The sequence below is a fragment of the Microbacterium oleivorans NBRC 103075 genome, assembly GCF_001552475.1.
GTDB classification, from domain to species: Bacteria; Actinomycetota; Actinomycetes; order Actinomycetales; family Microbacteriaceae; genus Microbacterium; species Microbacterium oleivorans.
The window spans coordinates 162980-179218 of sequence record NZ_BCRG01000001.1 but is presented as its reverse complement, the minus strand read 5'-3'; the positions used below and the strand labels follow the sequence as shown (position 1 = coordinate 179218).

17 protein-coding genes are annotated in these 16239 nt (G+C 70.0%); 3 read left to right on the top strand and 14 right to left on the bottom strand.

All coding sequences use genetic code 11. The features are described from left to right. Positions 1-68 precede the first annotated feature (68 nt). The 3 genes from MO1_RS00810 to MO1_RS00800 all read left to right on the top strand — a co-directional run bounded on the left by MO1_RS00810 (position 69) and on the right by MO1_RS00800 (position 2552). Entirely contained in the window at positions 69-740 is a 672-nt protein-coding gene (locus MO1_RS00810; RefSeq protein ID WP_036310764.1) for a response regulator, read from the top strand. 137 nt (positions 741-877) lie between these two features. Then, positions 878-1810 carry an ATP-binding cassette domain-containing protein gene (locus MO1_RS00805; protein ID WP_060914942.1) on the top strand — a complete coding sequence of 311 codons (933 nt, stop codon included), beginning with the start codon at positions 878-880 and terminating at the stop codon, positions 1808-1810. Further along, a complete protein-coding gene (locus tag MO1_RS00800; protein ID WP_036311639.1) occupies positions 1797-2552 on the top strand; it encodes an ABC transporter permease in 756 nt (251 codons plus the stop codon). Before MO1_RS00805 ends, MO1_RS00800 begins: the two co-directional genes overlap by 14 nt. Positions 2553-2561: 9 nt before the next feature. On the opposite strand, the gene MO1_RS00795 is transcribed toward MO1_RS00800, so the two are convergent. From MO1_RS00795 to tilS, 14 genes are all read right to left on the bottom strand, one after another. Further along, positions 2562-4190: a carboxypeptidase-like regulatory domain-containing protein gene (locus tag MO1_RS00795; RefSeq protein ID WP_036310766.1), complete on the bottom strand. Its 1629-nt coding sequence runs from the start codon at positions 4188-4190 to the stop codon at positions 2562-2564. A gap of 89 nt (positions 4191-4279) precedes the next feature. Further along, the gene (gene lysS, locus MO1_RS00790; RefSeq protein WP_036310767.1) at positions 4280-5809 is read right to left on the bottom strand and encodes a lysine--tRNA ligase; all 1530 of its coding nucleotides are present in this window, start codon (positions 5807-5809) and stop codon (positions 4280-4282) included. 230 nt (positions 5810-6039) lie between these two features. Continuing rightward, positions 6040-6783 (bottom strand): formylglycine-generating enzyme family protein, encoded by a 744-nt coding sequence (locus tag MO1_RS00785; protein ID WP_036310769.1) that lies wholly within the window; start codon positions 6781-6783, stop codon positions 6040-6042. Next, complete coding sequence (locus MO1_RS00780; RefSeq protein WP_036310771.1) at positions 6780-7487, bottom strand: DUF2520 domain-containing protein; 708 nt, start codon at positions 7485-7487, stop codon at positions 6780-6782. Before MO1_RS00780 ends, MO1_RS00785 begins: the two co-directional genes overlap by 4 nt. Continuing rightward, a complete protein-coding gene (locus MO1_RS00775; protein ID WP_060914941.1) occupies positions 7484-9181 on the bottom strand; it encodes a PH domain-containing protein in 1698 nt (565 codons plus the stop codon). Before MO1_RS00775 ends, MO1_RS00780 begins: the two co-directional genes overlap by 4 nt. Then, entirely contained in the window at positions 9178-9750 is a 573-nt protein-coding gene (locus MO1_RS00770) for a PH domain-containing protein (protein WP_036310773.1), read from the bottom strand. The genes MO1_RS00775 and MO1_RS00770 overlap by 4 nt, the downstream gene beginning before the upstream one ends. Continuing rightward, complete coding sequence (locus tag MO1_RS00765) at positions 9695-10186, bottom strand: DUF3180 domain-containing protein (RefSeq protein ID WP_036310774.1); 492 nt, start codon at positions 10184-10186, stop codon at positions 9695-9697. Before MO1_RS00765 ends, MO1_RS00770 begins: the two co-directional genes overlap by 56 nt. Continuing rightward, complete coding sequence (folK, locus tag MO1_RS00760; protein ID WP_060914940.1) at positions 10183-10719, bottom strand: 2-amino-4-hydroxy-6-hydroxymethyldihydropteridine diphosphokinase; 537 nt, start codon at positions 10717-10719, stop codon at positions 10183-10185. Before folK ends, MO1_RS00765 begins: the two co-directional genes overlap by 4 nt. Then, positions 10716-11081 (bottom strand): dihydroneopterin aldolase, encoded by a 366-nt coding sequence (gene folB, locus MO1_RS00755; RefSeq protein WP_060914939.1) that lies wholly within the window; start codon positions 11079-11081, stop codon positions 10716-10718. The genes folK and folB overlap by 4 nt, the downstream gene beginning before the upstream one ends. Beyond that, positions 11078-11887, bottom strand: coding sequence for a dihydropteroate synthase (gene folP, locus MO1_RS00750; RefSeq protein WP_060914938.1), 810 nt, complete (start codon positions 11885-11887; stop codon positions 11078-11080). Before folP ends, folB begins: the two co-directional genes overlap by 4 nt. Then, positions 11884-12474 (bottom strand): GTP cyclohydrolase I, encoded by a 591-nt coding sequence (gene folE, locus MO1_RS00745; protein ID WP_036310782.1) that lies wholly within the window; start codon positions 12472-12474, stop codon positions 11884-11886. Before folE ends, folP begins: the two co-directional genes overlap by 4 nt. Before the next feature lie 10 nt (positions 12475-12484). Further along, positions 12485-14488, bottom strand: a complete 2004-nt coding sequence (gene ftsH / locus MO1_RS00740) for an ATP-dependent zinc metalloprotease FtsH (protein ID WP_036310784.1) — start codon at positions 14486-14488, stop codon at positions 12485-12487. 69 nt (positions 14489-14557) lie between these two features. After that, a complete protein-coding gene (gene hpt / locus MO1_RS00735) occupies positions 14558-15109 on the bottom strand; it encodes a hypoxanthine phosphoribosyltransferase (protein WP_036310786.1) in 552 nt (183 codons plus the stop codon). Positions 15110-15118: 9 nt separating this feature from the next. Next, the gene (tilS, locus tag MO1_RS00730) at positions 15119-16141 is read right to left on the bottom strand and encodes a tRNA lysidine(34) synthetase TilS (RefSeq protein WP_060914937.1); all 1023 of its coding nucleotides are present in this window, start codon (positions 16139-16141) and stop codon (positions 15119-15121) included. Positions 16142-16239: the final 98 nt, after the last annotated feature.

The following is a 16239-nucleotide window of genomic DNA, read 5'->3' as shown; positions in this document are numbered from 1 at the left end:
TGCGCGCTCCTGCTCGAGACGCAACTGCCTCATCGCAGGACGGACGAGGCGACACCTAGGCTGATCGCATGCCTCCCATCCGAGTCCTCATCGCTGACGATGAGGCTCTCGTGCGACGTGCGCTCGAGGTGTTCGTGAACGCGGAAACCGGGATGACCGTGGTCGGCGAGGCGAGCGACGGCCCGAGCGCCGTTGAGCTGAGTCTGGATCTGAAGCCCGACGTGGTGTTGATGGACATCCGGATGCCGGGCGGCGACGGCATCCGCGCCATCGAGCGGCTCTCAGCCGAGCTTCCGTCGGCGCGCACCATCGCCATCACCACCTACAGCTCGGACGAGACCGTGGCGACCGCGCTGAGTAAAGGGGCGGTCGGTTTCCTCGTGAAGGATTCCGAGCCTGAGCACATCACGGCGGCCGTCCGCAGCGCCCACCACGGCGGGTTCGTCCTCTCCTCGATCGCAGGGCAGGACATCGTGCGGCGCATCTCCACGTCCGCCGCCAGTCAGGCGACTGTCACGCTGAGCCCCGCGGAACAGCTGACGCCCCGCGAAATCGACGTCCTCCGCCTCCTCGCCAAGGGGATGTCGAACGCCGAGATCGGCCGGGAGCTCTTCCTCTCCGAGGCGACGATCAAATCTCACCTGCGGCGCATCATGACCAAGTGGGACGTGCGCGATCGGATGCAGGTCCTCCTCTTCGCGGCGCGAGCGGGCATCATCCGCATCCCCTCGACGCCCTGACCCGTCACGCTGGCCCGCGATTGCGTCTGGGGACGCAACTCGATTGCGTCCCCGCGTCGCAGGGCAGTGCCTTTCGGCTCACGCGCGCCGTCTTAGCGCGTCGCTAGCGTCACTCCTGAGGGAAGGACGGGCTGCGTATGGATCACGGTCTGGGCACCGGCATCCGGGTCCGCAGCGTCAGCAAGTCGTACGGCGGCAAGCGGGTGCTCGATGACGTCTCCTTCGACATCCCCGCCGGGATGGTCACCGGGCTGCTCGGGCCGAACGGCTCCGGCAAGTCCACGGCCATGCGATCGATGCTGGGGCTGACGATCGCGGACGCGGGTTCGACGACTTTCGACGGCGTCCCATATCGCGACCTCGCCCAGCCCGGGCGGACGGTCGGCGCGCTGCTCGACCCGGGCGCGCACCATCCGGGGCGCAGCGTCCGCGACACGCTTGCGAGCGCCGCCATCCTCGCCGGCGTTCCGCTCGAACGGGCACGCGAACTCACCGGGACCCTCGGGCTCGCCACCGCCGAGCGTCGCCGCTTCGGTGCCCTCTCGCTCGGGATGAAGCAGCGTGTCGCGCTGGCGCTGGCCCTCCTCGGCCGCCCCCGACACCTCATCCTCGATGAGCCCATGAACGGCCTCGACATCGAGACGGCGGACTGGCTGCGGGAGACCCTGGTCCACCACGCGCACACGACGGGTGGATCCGTCCTCGTATCGACGCACCTCCTCCAGGAGCTGCAGACGTTCGCCGACCGGATCGTCGTCCTCAGCGAGGGCGCGATCCGCTACTCCGGCGACGTGAACGAGCTGACCAGCGGCAGGAACGCCACGGTGGTCGCCGTGGACCCCGATCTGATGCGGCGAGCGCTCACCTCCCGCGGCATCCCCTTCACTACCGATGCCGATGGCAGCCGGTTCGCCGTGGGCGTCGACCCTCGATCCCTCAGCCAGATCTGCATCGCGGACGCCATCGTCATCGATGAGCTCGCCGAGGATCGCGAGTCGATCAGCGATCTGTACCGTCGCCTCACGCGCGGCCAGTACCACGTGGAAGGTGACGTCCTTGACCTCCGTTGACGCCGAACCGACGGCATCGGGGCGCTTCGCCCGGAGCCTCCGCGCCGAACTCCGGAACGTCCGGACGACGCGCGGCACCCGGTGGGCGCTCGGGCTCACGGCTTCGCTCTGGGTGATCGTCGGCGCCGGGTTCGCGCTCATCGCGGTCCTGCTCGACGCGACCACGGTCAGTGTCGGCGCCGCCCTCCTCGGTATGGGATCGGCCGTCACCATCTTCATCCCGATCCTGGCGATCTTCATCATGGCCGCCGACTGGCAGTCACGGGACGTGCTGACCACCTACGTACTCGAGCCGCGGCGGCACATCGTGTTCTTCGCGAAGGTGCTGGCGGCTGTCATCGTCTGCGCCACCCTCGTGCTCGCCGCAGCCCTTCTCGCGGTCGTCTTCACCGCCGTCCTCGCTCTCGTCTCCGGCGCTGCGATCACCTGGAATGCGGATGCCGAGACCATCGCGGTCCTGCTGTGGAGCGCCGCCGTCGGCACCGTCTCGGGCATCGCCTACGGCGCAGCCACGCAGCGCGTCGCGATCGCGATCGTGTTCTCCCTCGTGCAGGGGTTCGTGATCGATCCCCTGCTGACGCTCGTTCCGCACGGTGTCGGGAACTGGTTCCGCCTGAGCGCGATCGCGGATGCCGGCAGTAGCGGTGGGGCTATCGGGCCGGCTCTCACGGCCGGGGTGCTGTGGCTGGTCGTGCCGCTCGCCGTCGGCTTCGTCCGCAATCAGCGGGCGGACGTGCAGTGAGGATCCGGGTCAGCGAGAGACCCGCGCCGTCTTCGCGGACTCGCGCGTGGTCTTCGCCCAGCCGGATCCGGTGGCGACGACCTGAACGCTGATGCGCGCGCCTACCTGCCCCTTCCGCACGGTGAGCTTCGACGAGGTCGCGCCGCTGATGGATTTTCCGTCGGCTTTCCAGCGGTAGCTGTAGACGACACCCTTCGTCTTCGGGTGGGCCACCGTGAGCGACGAACCGACCCGGGCGCGCCCCGAGACGGTCGGGGTGCCGACGGGCACGTAGGCGGCGAGGACGGCATTGCGCGTCATGGTCTTCCCGGGTTCCACCCAGGTCGAGTCGAACTCGAAGCCCGAGCCCTTCGAACGCCACCAGTCCGCCTTGTGAGCTGTCGACGAGGTTCCGCTGATCTTCAGCACGTAGCTACTGACGGGCAGATTCGGGATGCGGTACGCCCCGCCGCTGTCCGCCGTGACTGTCGCGACTGCACGGAGGCGATCGAATCCCTGCACCGTTCGCTCGGCGTAGTAGGCCGTCACACGCGCGCCGCGCACCTTCTTCCCCCGGGAATCCGTCACCGTGCCGCGGATCGCGCCGATCTTCTCGGTCCGGAGCATGAACGATGACTCCGAACCGGCGTACACGCGCGCGGTCGCGTCAGTCCAAGGGGAATTGCAATCCGGGGGCTCTTGCGCGTAGCCGCGTGCGGGGGCGACCTTCAGACAGTAATTGCCGGGCGTGAGGCCGGCGATGCGCACGTGGCCATCGGCATCGGTCACCCTGCTGGTGACTTCCACCGGGGTCGCGTACGCCGATCCACGTCCGGTGCGGAATACCGTCACCTTCGCCCCTACGAGCTGTCCGCCGTTGCGGGCGACGAACCCTTCGAGAATCCCCGCGGCCTGCCCGGTCGGGGTCCCCGCGCCGGCGGCACTCACGATCTGCGGCGCCCCGGCGTTCTGGAGTGTCGACCCGAATAGCCCGGCTCGGCCGCCCGAGGTGAGGTGCAGGAGGAGGGTCTCGTACCCCGGACGGGTCGCCGTCACGACGGCGCCGAGGTTCATCGTCGTGTGCGGCCGCGGCAGCAGCTCGAACTGACGGCCGGTGGCGCCTTTGACGGGCAGCTCGTCGATGACCCACTGATGCGTGAGCTTCGTTCCCGCCGGCCACCCTTTCGCTGCAACGGCGAACCGTGAGTTCCCGGACTCCGGATTGATCGGAAGGCGCACGCCCTCGACGACGCCGGCTTTGATCACGCGCGGAGTCTCGAGAGAGGTTGCCGTCACCACGGGACCACCCTCCGGCATCCGTGCGGTCACCCGGAAGGAGAGCTGCTTACCGGTCAGAGCCGACCTGATGTCGAGGGAGCCCTCGGTGGCGCCCGCGATGGGCTTGCCGTCGGCCAGCCACTGGTAGCTGTACCGGGCGATCGGACGCGGATACTGCACACCCCCGCCGTTCTCATGGGGTGCGAGCGGCGCCATGCCGTGCTCGACCGTCACCTGCCCACCGACCGCCGCCGTGCCCAGGACGAGGGGGATGCCGACGCGCGGCTCCGCCGCAGCGGACGCACTCGAGCGTTCAGCGGCGACACCCACCTGTCCGCCCGACAGCGTGAGCGCGATCGCCATCGCGACCGCAGCGATCATCCGGTGTCCTCGACCGCGTCGTTTACGGCGCGGATCCCCCGCCGACTCCCCCCAGAGCGTCATACCCGCACAATAGCGGGTCAGGCGCCCTACTTGACGAGCGGGAAGAGGATCGTCTCGCGGATGCCGAGGCCCGTGATCGCCATCAGCAGGCGGTCGATCCCCATGCCCATGCCACCGGTGGGCGGCATGCCGTGCTCGAGCGCCCGCAGGAACTCCTCGTCGACGCGCATCGCCTCGTCGTCGCCGCGCGCGGCGAGCTTCGCCTGCTCGACGAACCGCTCGCGCTGGATGACGGGGTCGACGAGCTCGGAGTAGCCGGTGGCGAGCTCGAAGCCGCGGACGTAGAGGTCCCACTTCTCGACCACGCCCGGGATGGTGCGGTGCTCGCGCACGAGGGGTGAGGTGTCGAGCGGAAAGTCCATGACGAACGTCGGGCGCTCGAGGCCGCCCTTCACGAAGTGCTCCCAGAGCTCCTCGACGAGCTTGCCGTGGGTGGCGATCTTCTCGGGCACCTCGACTCCCGCGTCGGCGGCGAGAGCCTGCAGCTCCTCGAACGACGTCTCCGGCGTGACGCGCCGACCGGCGGCATCCGACAGCGATTCGTACATCGAGATGCGGTCCCACTGCCCACCGAGGTCGTACTCGGTGCCGTCGGCCCACGTCACGGTGGTGGAGCCTGCGACCGCGATCGCGGCGTTCTGAATGAGCTCCTGCGTCAGGTCGGCGATGCCGTTGTAGTCGCTGTAGGACTGGTACGCCTCGAGCATCGCGAACTCGGGGCTGTGCGTGGAATCGGCGCCTTCGTTGCGGAAGTTGCGGTTGATCTCGTACACCCGGTCGATGCCACCGACGACGGCGCGCTTGAGGAAGAGCTCGGGGGCGATGCGGAGGTACAGCTCCGTGTCGAACGCGTTCGAGTGGGTGACGAACGGGCGAGCTGCCGCGCCGCCGTGCTGCACCTGCAGCATGGGGGTCTCGACCTCGAGGAAGCCGTGCGCATCGAACGTGCGACGAAGCGACGCGTTGACCTTGGCGCGGGCGACGACGGTCTCGCGAGCCGTGTCGCGGACGATCAGGTCGAGGAACCGCGACCGCACGCGGCTCTCTTCGCTGAGCTCGGTGTGCAGGTTCGGGAGCGGGAGCAGCGCCTTCGCGGCGATCGTCCACGCGGAGACCATGATCGACAGCTCGCCGCGGCGGCTCGAGATGACCTGACCGGTCACCGACACGTGGTCGCCGAGGTCGACGAGCTCCTTCCACGCCTGCAGTGACTCCTCGCCCACCTCGGCGAGGGAGACCATGGCCTGGATGCGGCTGCCGTCGCCGGCCTGCAGGGCGGCGAAGCAGAGCTTGCCGGTGTTGCGGCTGAACACGATCCGGCCGGCGACCGAAGCGGTCTCGCCGGTCTCGTCGCCCGCCTCGAGCGAGGCGAAGCGCTCGCGCAGCGCCGCGATCGTGTCGCTGACGGGAACCGAGACGGGGTACGCGCCACCGGCGGCATCCGTCCGTTCGCTCAGCAGCCGTTCCCGCTTGGCGAGGCGGACCGCCTTCTGCTCGAACACATCGGCGAGGCCGTTCTCATCGGTCGTCTCGGCGGGCGTGGGCGCGTCGGTCATGTTCGGGGGCTCCTCGGGGATTCGACCCTTCAGTCTATCGACGGGCTCCCGCGCGGTTCCGCCACGGCGAGTGGATGGCGGTGGTCACGGATGCAATGGATTGTCGCCGACACCCCGCGGCCCGGCATCCGTCACCGGCGCGCCGCGCAGGATCCATTGCATCCGCGAACAGAAACGGACGGGCTCATCCGCGAACGGCACAGCGGCGGACGGGTCCGTCCGCGAAGGGCTCAGCGCCGCGGCGTCCACCCCGGTGGGCGCGGGTCGCCACCCGCGGCCCGCTCGGCGTCGAACGCGGCCGACCAGCCCTGCGCGGCATCCACCGCGTCGAAGCCACCCCGCGCGACGCGGAACCCGACGTCGTCGTGCGTCATTCGCGGCCCGCCGCCGCGGCGCGTGCCGGCGCGGACGCTCCAGGCGTCGTCGGCGAACCCGCCGCCCCGGAAGACGCGGTAGTCGTCGTATCGCTCGGTGTCGAGGAAGTCCCAGCACCACTCCCACGCGTTCCCGAGGGTGTCGAAGAGCCCGTGAAGGTTGGGAAGTTTGCCCCCGACCGGCTGCGGCGAGCTCACGCCGTCGCCGGCGGTCCAGGCCACCTCGGCGAGCGGGCCGTAGTGCGGGCCTGTTGATCCCGCTCGGCAGGCGTACTCCCATTCGGCCTCGGTCGGCAGGCGGAACCCCTCGCTGTCGACGTGCCAGCGCACCTCTTCGCCGTCCACCGCGTACGCCGGATCGAGGCCCTCCCACTCCGACAGCGCATTGCAGAAACGCACGGCGCGCTGCCAGCTCACATGGACCGCGGGGCGGCGGGGGTGGGATGCCGCGACCCCCAGAACCTCCGACAGCTGCTCCTCGGTAACGGGGTAGACGCCGATCTCGAACGGCTCGAGCGCCACGGTCCAGCGCGTGCGACGCCGCGCATCGTGCAGCTCGACGCTGCCCGCAGGTATCCGCGCCAGCTCGACGTCACTCACGACAGGACCGGCGGCCCGTCACCGAGCGAGGGGGCCGAGGCGCTGAGAGCTCGGTCGATCGTCGTGTGGACGAGCGCCGACAGGTACCGCGAGGGGTCGTCGATGCCGGCGCTCCGGAGGAGGTCGGCCGACTGCTGCACGATCGACGCCGAGAACGCCGTCGCCGTCGAGATCGCCTCCCCGTAGGCGGCGCGGTCGGCGTCGGCGACGACGATCGGCTCGCAGCCCATCTCGACGGCGAGCGCCTGCGCGATCGGCAACACAGCAGCGGGTGCGGTGACCGCGGCATACGCGTCTTTCAGCGCGCGCAGATCGGTCGACGTCCCCGTGAAGGCGATGGCCGGATGGATCGCGATCGGAATCGCACCCCGCGAGGCCGCGGGGGCGAGCACCTGTATGCCGTGCGCGGCATCCGTATGCATCACGATCTGCCCGACCTGCCAGGCGCCGAGCTCGGCGAGACCCGCCACGAGCCCGGGAAGCTCGTCGTGCGGCACCGCGATGACGACGAGCTCACTCCGACGGATGACCTCCTCGGCGCTCACACGCGGGAGGTCGGGGAGGATCGCATCGACTCGGTCGTCGTCCGACCCAGGGGTGATTCCGGTGAGGGCATGCCCGGCACCGGCCAGCGCAGCCGCCACGACAGGGCCCACCCGACCGGCGCCGATGACCCCGACCCCGAGTCGTCCCTCGCGCGTCATGGCTGCTCCGGCGGGAGCATCTGCGGGGACACGGGCGGCGGGGGCGTCAGCGACGGAGGCGTCAGCGACGGCGCGACCGGTGCGATATCCGACGACGGCGCGACCGCGGCATCCGACATCTCTTCGTCGGCGGCGCCGGCGGTCTCGTCAGACGCGGCAGCCACTGCTGCGGCGGTGATCGCGTTCCACTGCTCATAGGCCTGCACGTGGTCGAGGGATTCGACCGTGCCCGAGACGGGCCCCATGACCGTGTGACCGGTGATCGTCGCCAGCCCCAGTCGACGATCGAGCGGACCTTGCGACAGCCGCACCGACTGCAGCCGCGCGAGGGGCAGGATTGTGAGCTTCGGCCAGAGGCGCCCGGTGCGCATGAGTACCGCCTGCGGCGTCACGAGGATGCCGTTCCGCCGCCACGTGAGCGGATCGATGACGCGTGCGCGGGGCGAGGACGTCGTGTAGCCGTCGCCGTCGCGCGGTCCCTTGAGGCCCGCGCCGAGCAGAGCGGCGTCGATGGGGATCGACGGCAGCAGAAGGCGCAGTACCCGCTCGACGTCGGCCTGCGTCCCGATGGGGAGGACATCGCCCATCTGCGCCGCCGACGTATCGCTCGCTGAGCGGCCCGAGAGCTTGTTGACCCGGATGCGGTACCAACCGCCGCAGCGCCAGAGGATCGGCTGCCGGATGTCGACGGCGTGCACCCGGCCCGGGGGCAGGGTCTCGGTGACGGTGGTCAACAGGCCGAAGGTGACGCGCACTCCCGCCGACGACGGTGCGATCGAGTAGCGGACCGTGCGGATGAACTGCCGGATCGCGTACGCGCCGAAACCGATCGCCGCCGGGATCGACGCGCCGAGCGCGGGGATGATCCAGATCGGTTGCAGGACCAGGCCGACGATCGCCGCGACCACGACGAGGATGAACCAGATCGTCGAGCCCGACAGCAGCCCCGCGAGAATGAGGCGCGACATGGGCACGCGCACGATCGATTCGGGCTCCGCCTCGTCCTCGTCGACACCGGCGATGATCTCGCCGATGCCCGCACCGATTCGAGTCGGCAGCGGAGCACCGCCGGGCGCCACGCGGACCGCGGCATCCTTCTTCCGGTGCCCGGACGCGAGGCGGAGGATGTCGCCGCGCACCGTCTCGGCATTGCGCGTCGACAGGTACTCGAGCTTCACGTTCGCATCGAGACCGGCGCCGACGACCTCGAGCTTGGCGAGCCCGACGAGGCGGGCGAGGGCCGGGCGAGTGAGGTTGACGCCCTGCACCCGGTCGAGCGGGGCGCGACGGTGCGTGCGGAACAGCACGCCGCTTCGCACCTCCACCTCGTCGCCCGTGATCCGGAAGGTGTGGAACCGCCATGCAGTCCAGAACAGGGCGATGAGGATGACGAGGCCCACCGCCACGACGACGATCGCCTGCAGCGCGATGCCGTTCTGCAGGACGAAGTCGACCGGGTCCTCCTCGTCGTAGCGGAAGTTCTCGGGCAGGAAGAACGTGATGAGGCGGTCACGCAGGTTCGCGACGAGGATGCCGAGGATCACGAGGAGCGTCAGTCCGCCGCGCAAGAGCGGCGACAGTGGATGCATCCGGTGCCACTCGCCGTCGCTCATCTCGGAGCGCACGGCGGCAGGGGGCGGAGCCGAGCCCGCCGGAGCCTCCGGCGCCGGGACCTGCGGGTCGAGGTCGCTCACAGACCCGTCCGCCGGGTCTCGGCCACCTCGATGAGCGTGTCGCGCAACTGCTCCGCGTCGCGCTGCGGCAGACCGGGGATCGTGACGCCGGTGGATGCCGCGGCGGTGACGAGCTTCAGCTGGGCAATGCCCAGCATCCGATCGAGCGGTCCGTGCGTGATGTCCACGAGTTGCAGCCGTCCGTAGGGGACGGAGACCATGCGCTGCCACAGGATGCCCCGGCGGAAGACGAGGTCGTCCTCACGCAGTTGATAGCCGATCGAGCGCGCCTGCCGGGGCGTGACGATGAGCGTCAGAAGGAAGATCGCGAAGAGGATGCCGCCGGGGATGAACGGCCACGTCGCCTCGAACATGAGCCAGAGCGTCAGGACCGCGGCCGCGATCAGCAGCAGCGCGACCACGTAGCCGATGATCTGACCGATCACGTATTTGCGGGAGAGCTGACGCCAGCTCCCGTCGCCGAGCGGCAGCCGGTGGTCGCCGCGGGGTTCGAGGATTCGGGTGAAAGTCTCGTCAGTCGGAGTGGGAGAGCCCGTAGCCGGGTTCGTCGGGTCCGGGCTGGTCGTCATCATCGTCCTTCCGGATGGTGCACAGGTGTTCGGCGACGAGCGCACAGGCGACGAGGAGCAGCCCGCCCCCCACCGCGGCGATCACCGCACCCGTTGAGCCTAACGAGGGCGACACGGGTCGTGTGAGCACGAAGGCGAGGAGTCCTCCGCCGAATCCGGCGATGAGGGCGCCGACGATGCTCGACGCCTTGGCCAGCATCGCGATGCGGAGCGCGCGGAAGGGGTCGACGGGCGCCGCGGTCCCGGCGGTTGCGCGGCGGACCGGGATGGCGGCGAGGACGACGGCCGCGCCGAGGGCGACGAGGAGGATCGGCAGCAACGGCGAGGGGGTGAAGCTCGGATGCCCCATGCCGGTGAGCATCTGATCGACGAAGAACCCGACCACCCCCGCGACGACGGCGACGGTGACCAGGAGCAGCGGATTCGTGCGCGTCACGCGGTGCCTCCCGGCAGCGCGGCGCGAAGATCGGCGACGGTACCGACGCCCGGGAGCACCGCATCCGGGTCGATGCTCAGCCACGGATCGAGGACGAACTCGCGTTCGGCCGCGCGCGGATGCGGCAGCACGAGGGCGGGCTCGTTCGAGCGCACGTCGCCGTAGGCGATGAGATCGAGATCGAGGGTGCGGCTCCCCCACCGTTCGCGACGCTCTCGGCCGTGACGGCCCTCGATCGCGTGGAGGTAGCCGAGGAGAAGGCTCGGGGCCAGTCGGGTGTCGACGAGCGCGACGGTGTTCAGGTAGCGGGGGGCGTCGGCATCCGGCCCCCCGAGGGTGATTGCGACCGATTCGATCGGTTCGGCTGCGGCGACGAGCGAGGTCATCGGCAGGCGGCCGAGGTCGGCGATCGCCTCGGCGATCGTGTCGGCCCGCTCCCCGAGGTTCGCGCCGAGAGCGATGACAGCGCGCTGAGCCGGGCCGGCGGCGCGCGGCGGCGTCGGCGGCATCCCTTCGGCCAGTCGGCGACTCATGCGCGCGACCTCCTCACGGTGACGGCGACGTCGCCGAACGGAACGGGAATGGGCGCTGCGGGCTTGTGCACCGTGATCGTGACGGCGTCGACGAGCGGCCAGCCGGTGAGCACAGCGGTCGCGATGCGGTCGGCGACCGTCTCGATGAGGTCGACGGGATCGCCCGCGAGGATCGCGGCGACCCGCTCGGCGACCTCGCCGTAGTGCACGGTGTCGGCGACGTCGTCACTCGCCGCCGCCGCCGCGAGCGAGAGCGACAGCACCACATCGGCGACGAACTCCTGGCCGTCACGGCGCTCATGGTCGTACACGCCGTGGAACCCGGTGGCACGGATGCCGGTGATCGAGATCTCGTCGGTCATCCTTCACCCTCCCATGCCATCCGCACGGCGAGGGCCAGACGGGTCGCGGCGACGTCATGCACGCGGACCGCCCACACGCCCGCCTGAGCCGCGAGGACGCTCGTGACGGCCGTGGCGAGGTCGAGGCGGTCCTCGCCCGTGAGCTCGATGCCGACGCCGGATGCGGCGACCGCCAGCATCCGTTTGCGGCTCGTCCCGATGAGAACCCGATGCCCGTCGCCGACGAGCTGGTCGAGGCCGCGGACGACCTGCCAGTTCTGCTCGGGCGTCTTGCCGAAGCCGAAGCCCGGGTCGACCACGATGCGATGATCCGGGATGCCGGCGGCCCGCGCCGCGGCGACGCGCTCACCGAGCTCGCCGACCACTTCGCCGACGATGTCGTCGTAGACGGCGGTGCCGTACATGTCGGCGGAGTGGCCGCGCCAGTGCTGCAGGACGACATCCGCGTCCGTCGCAGCGACGACCGCGAGCATGTCGGAGTCGGCGAGACCGCCCGAGACGTCGTTCACGATGCGCGCACCCGCGGCGACGGCCGCCGCGGCCGTGGTCGAGTTCATCGTGTCGACGCTGATGGTCGCGCCCTCGGCCGCGAGCGTCTCGATGACGGGCAGGATTCGGGCCTGTTCCTCGGCCGGCTCCACCCGGGCCGCCCCGGGTCGGGTCGATTCGCCGCCGATGTCGAGCAGGTCGGCACCGTCCAGCCACATCGCTCGACCGTGCGCGATGGCCGCCTCGTGGGTCGCGTACCGGCCGCCGTCACTGAACGAGTCCGGCGTGACGTTGACGACTCCCATGACGAGAGTCACGTGCGGCCGCCCGTGAGGAGCGCAATGGCCTCGGCGCGGTCCGCGGGCTCGGTGAACACGCCCCGCGCGGCGATCGTGACGGTGGATGCCGAGGGCTGCCGTCCCCCGCGCATCGTGACGCACTCGTGCACCGCGTCGAGCACGACGAGCACACCCCGGGTGTCGATGGAGCCGGCGATCGTGTCGGCGATCTGTTCGCCGAGGCGCTCCTGCACCTGGGGGCGGGCGGCGAGGATGTCGATCACCTTCGGCAGCGCACCGAGGCCGACGACCTGCTCTCCGGGCAGGTAAGCGACGTGCGCGTACCCCGCGAACGGCAGCAGGTGGTGCTCGCAGACGGAGCGGAAGCGGATGTCGCGGAGCATGACCGCCCCCGACGGGAGCGTGTCGGGCGCGGGGCCCCGCGTGACCGAGATCGTGTGCGCGAGCGGGGCCGCGGCATCCTCACCCACACCCGAGAAGAATTCCGCATACGCGTCGGCGACGCGTTGCGGAGTCAACTTCAGGCCGGGGCGTTCCGGATCCTCACCGATGGCCTCGAGGAGTTCCCGGACCAGTTCGGAGACGCGCTTGCGGTCGACCGCCATGCGCGCCGCCTCAGGCCGTCGCGGGTCGAGCCTGTCCCGTCGCGTGGCGCGCGGGGGAAGCCTCGGGGGCCGTCTGCTCAGCCTCGGTGCTCGCCGCGATCGGGGCCTCCGCACGACGGGGGACCTCGACGGGGGGAAGCGTGGAGACGGGGCGCTCGCTGCTCGAAAGCCACTGCGGGCGCGGGGGCAGGCGCTTGATGTCCTTGAAGATCTCGGCGAGCTCGATGTGGTCGAGCGTCTCCTTCTCGAGGAGCGCGAGCGCCAGGCGGTCGAGGACGTCGCGGTTCGCGTTCAGTACCTCGTAGGCCTCGTTGTGCGCCTGCTCGATGAGTCCGCGCACCTGAGCGTCGATGCGCTCCGCGATGCGCTCGCTGAAGTCACGGCCGTGACCCATGTCGCGACCCATGAAGACCTCGCCCGACGACGAGCCGAGCTTGACCGGACCGACATCGGTGGTCATGCCGTACTCGGTGACCATCTTGCGGGCGATGCCGGTGGCCTTCTCGATGTCGTTCGACGCACCCGTGGTCGGGTCGTGGAAGACGATCTCCTCGGCGACGCGGCCACCCATGGCGTACGTCAGCTGGTCCTGCAGCTCGTTGCGGGTGATCGAGTACTTGTCGTCGAGCGGCAGCACCATCGTGTAGCCGAGCGCCTTGCCGCGGGGAAGGATCGTCACCTTCGTGACGGGGTCGGTGTTGTTCATCGCCGCGGCTGCGAGGGCGTGGCCGCCCTCGTGGTACGCCGTGATGAGCTTCTCCTTGTCCTTCATGACGCGCGTGCGACGCTGCGGACCGGCGATGACGCGGTCGATCGCCTCGTCGAGGGCACGCATGTCGATGAGCTGCGCGTTGGAGCGAGCCGTCAGAAGAGCGGCCTCGTTCAGGACGTTGGCGAGGTCGGCGCCGGTGAAGCCGGGCGTCTTGCGGGCGATCACGGCGAGGTCGACCGAGGGCGACAGCGGCTTGCCGCGGCCGTGCACCTCGAGGATGCGCTGACGGCCCTTGAGGTCGGGGGCGTCGACGCCGATCTGACGGTCGAATCGGCCGGGACGCAGGAGAGCCGGGTCGAGGATGTCGGGGCGGTTGGTGGCCGCGATGACGAGCACCGACACCTTGGGATCGAAACCGTCCATCTCGACGAGCATCTGGTTCAGCGTCTGCTCGCGCTCGTCATGACCGCCGCCCATGCCGGCGCCGCGGTGGCGACCGACGGCATCGATCTCGTCGATGAAGATGATGGCCGGCGCGTTCTCCTTGGCTTCCTTGAAGAGGTCGCGGACTCGGCTCGCGCCCACACCCACGAACATCTCGACGAAGTCCGATCCCGAGATCGCGTAGAAGGGCACGCCCGCTTCGCCGGCGACGGCGCGTGCGAGGAGCGTCTTGCCCGTTCCCGGAGGGCCGTACAGCAGCACACCCTTCGGAATGCGGGCGCCCACGGCCTGGAACTTGGCCGGGTCCTTCAGGAAGTCCTTGATCTCCTGCATCTCCTCGATGGCCTCGTCGGAGCCGGCGACGTCGGCGAAGGTGACCGTGGGGGTCTCCTTCGTCACGAGCTTCGCCCGCGACTTGCCGAACTGCATGACCTTGCTGCCGCCGCCCTGGGCGCTGGACAGCAACCACCAGAAGAGCAGACCGAGGATGAGGATGGGCAGAAGAATCGAGATGAGGCTGCCGAACCAGCTCGTCTGCGGGACGACGTCGTTGAATCCGTCCTTCGGCGCAGCGGAGTCGACCGCCTGGACGACCTGCTCGGCGCGCTGGGCGACGTAGTAGAACTGCACATTCGTCGAGCCCTCGAACGCCTTGTCGAGCGTGAGGTCGACGCGCTGATCACCGTCGGTGAGAACGGCCTGCGAGACGGTGGTGCCGTCGAGGAGCTTGAGGCCCTCCTGCGTGGTGATCTGCTTGGCGCCGGTGAGGTTCGAGATCAGCGTCATGCCGATGATCAGAAGAACGCCGATCAGCACCACGTAGACGAACGGGTTGCGGGAGAGCTTCTTGACGTTCATGGTGCGTTCAGGCTACCCCCGCAGGGCTATGCGAGGTCTGTGCGTTCGTTTTGGGCGTACGAGGCGGATTCAGGAGTAGACGTGGGGCGCGAGCACCGCCACATCGCGGAGGTTGCGGTACTTCTCCGCGAAGTCCAATCCGTACCCGACGACGAACTCGACGGGGATATCGAAGCCGACGTAGCGGCAGTCGATCTCGACCTTGGCCGCCTCGGGCTTGCGCAGCAGCGCCAGCACTTCGATCGACTCGGCACCGCGCGAGGCGAAGTTCTCGAGCAGCCAGCTGAGGGTGAGGCCGGAATCGATGATGTCCTCGACGATCAGAACGTGCTTTCCGGAGATGTCGGTGTCGAGGTCTTTGCGGATCTGGACGACACCGCTCGACTTGGTGCCGGCACCGTAGGACGACACCGCCATCCAGTCCATCTCGATCGGGCGCTTCAGGGAACGTGCGAAATCGGCCATGACCATGACGGCGCCCTTCAGCACGCCGACGAGCAGCAGATCCTTGCCCTCGTAGTCCGCTTCGACCTGGCGGGCGAGCTGTTCGAGCTTCGCCTGGATCTCCTCCTCGGTGACGAGGACATCGGTGAGCTGGTCGGCGATCTCGGCTGCGCGCATTGCAGAAGTCTAAAGACCCCGATCGGATGCCGGGACCGCAGGCCCGGCGCCTGCCCCCGTGAACTCGATCATCGCGCCGATGCGGCGGGCGCGGCATCCCGGCAGGTCGATGGGTCCCTGCCCCGACCAGTCGGTGACGAGGCGGGCGACCTCGAGGGTCTGCGTGCGGGTGAGCGAGACGTGGAACTCGCTCGCCACGACGTGGCGGATGATGCGGTGCCGGAGCGCGGGCGGATTTGCGGCGAGCGCGGCGACGGAGACGGCGATGCCCGCCTCGGCGGGCTCCACGATGTCCTCGATCGTCTCGTCGATCATCTCGTCGAATGCCTCGGCATCCTCCCGCAGCTGCGCGGCGGTGCGGACGAGAGCCTCGGCGATGCCCGGCCCGAGCTCGGACTCGAGCATCGGCAGCACCGTCTCGCGGACACGGACGCGCGCGAACCGCGGGTCGAGGTTGTGGGGGTCGCCCCACGGCTCCAGCCCCTGGGCCGCGCACGCTTCGCGGGTGGTCGCCCGCCGCACCCCGAGGAGCGGGCGGAGGAGGGCGACGCCGTCGAGATCGGATGCCGCCGCCATCCCCTGCAGGCTGCCCGCACCGGATCCGCGGGCGAGGCCCAGGAGCACCGTCTCGGCCTGGTCGTCGAGGGTGTGCCCTACGAGGACAGCCGCAGCACGGACGTCGCGCGCGGCATCCCGGAGCACGCCGTATCGCGCATCGCGCGCTGCCGACTCGGGGCCGCCCTCGGTCCCGACGGTGACACGCACGATGAGCGGGTCGAGTCCGAGTGCGGCGGCCGCGCGGCCGGTGCGGACCGCGATGTCGGCAGAGTCGGGCTGCAACGCGTGGTCGACGGTGACGGATGCCGCTCGGAGTCCGAGCTTCGGCGCCTCGAAGCCGACCGCGGCCGCGAGTGCGAGGGAGTCGGCGCCGCCGGAGAGCCCCACGACGACGACGGCGCCCTCGGGAAGACCCGTCAGGGCGGCACGAACGGCACGGCGGACCTCGGCGACAGCGGGATGGAGGGACGGCACCGCTCCACCGTACCGACGGGAGCCTGGGCCGGCCCCGGGCCTCCGGACCGTTCTCCGGATGAACGCCCGGACTTCGCCCTCAGGAGGGGGGGGAGGGC

Bases quoted from the DNA above. Each gene is read 5' to 3' on its own strand.
- MO1_RS00810 (WP_036310764.1), top strand. From the start codon at position 69: ATGCCTCCCATCCGAGTCCTCATCGCTGACGATGAGGCTCTCGTGCGA.
- MO1_RS00805 (WP_060914942.1), top strand. From the start codon at position 878: ATGGATCACGGTCTGGGCACCGGCATCCGGGTCCGCAGCGTCAGCAAG.
- MO1_RS00795 (WP_036310766.1), bottom strand. From the start codon at position 4,190: ATGATCGCTGCGGTCGCGATGGCGATCGCGCTCACGCTGTCGGGCGGA.
- lysS (WP_036310767.1), bottom strand. From the start codon at position 5,809: ATGACCGACGCGCCCACGCCCGCCGAGACGACCGATGAGAACGGCCTC.
- MO1_RS00780 (WP_036310771.1), bottom strand. From the start codon at position 7,487: ATGACGCGCGAGGGACGACTCGGGGTCGGGGTCATCGGCGCCGGTCGG.
- MO1_RS00770 (WP_036310773.1), bottom strand. From the start codon at position 9,750: ATGACGACCAGCCCGGACCCGACGAACCCGGCTACGGGCTCTCCCACT.
- folK (WP_060914940.1), bottom strand. From the start codon at position 10,719: ATGAGTCGCCGACTGGCCGAAGGGATGCCGCCGACGCCGCCGCGCGCC.
- folB (WP_060914939.1), bottom strand. From the start codon at position 11,081: ATGACCGACGAGATCTCGATCACCGGCATCCGTGCCACCGGGTTCCAC.
- folE (WP_036310782.1), bottom strand. From the start codon at position 12,474: ATGGCGGTCGACCGCAAGCGCGTCTCCGAACTGGTCCGGGAACTCCTC.
- ftsH (WP_036310784.1), bottom strand. From the start codon at position 14,488: ATGAACGTCAAGAAGCTCTCCCGCAACCCGTTCGTCTACGTGGTGCTG.
- hpt (WP_036310786.1), bottom strand. From the start codon at position 15,109: ATGCGCGCAGCCGAGATCGCCGACCAGCTCACCGATGTCCTCGTCACC.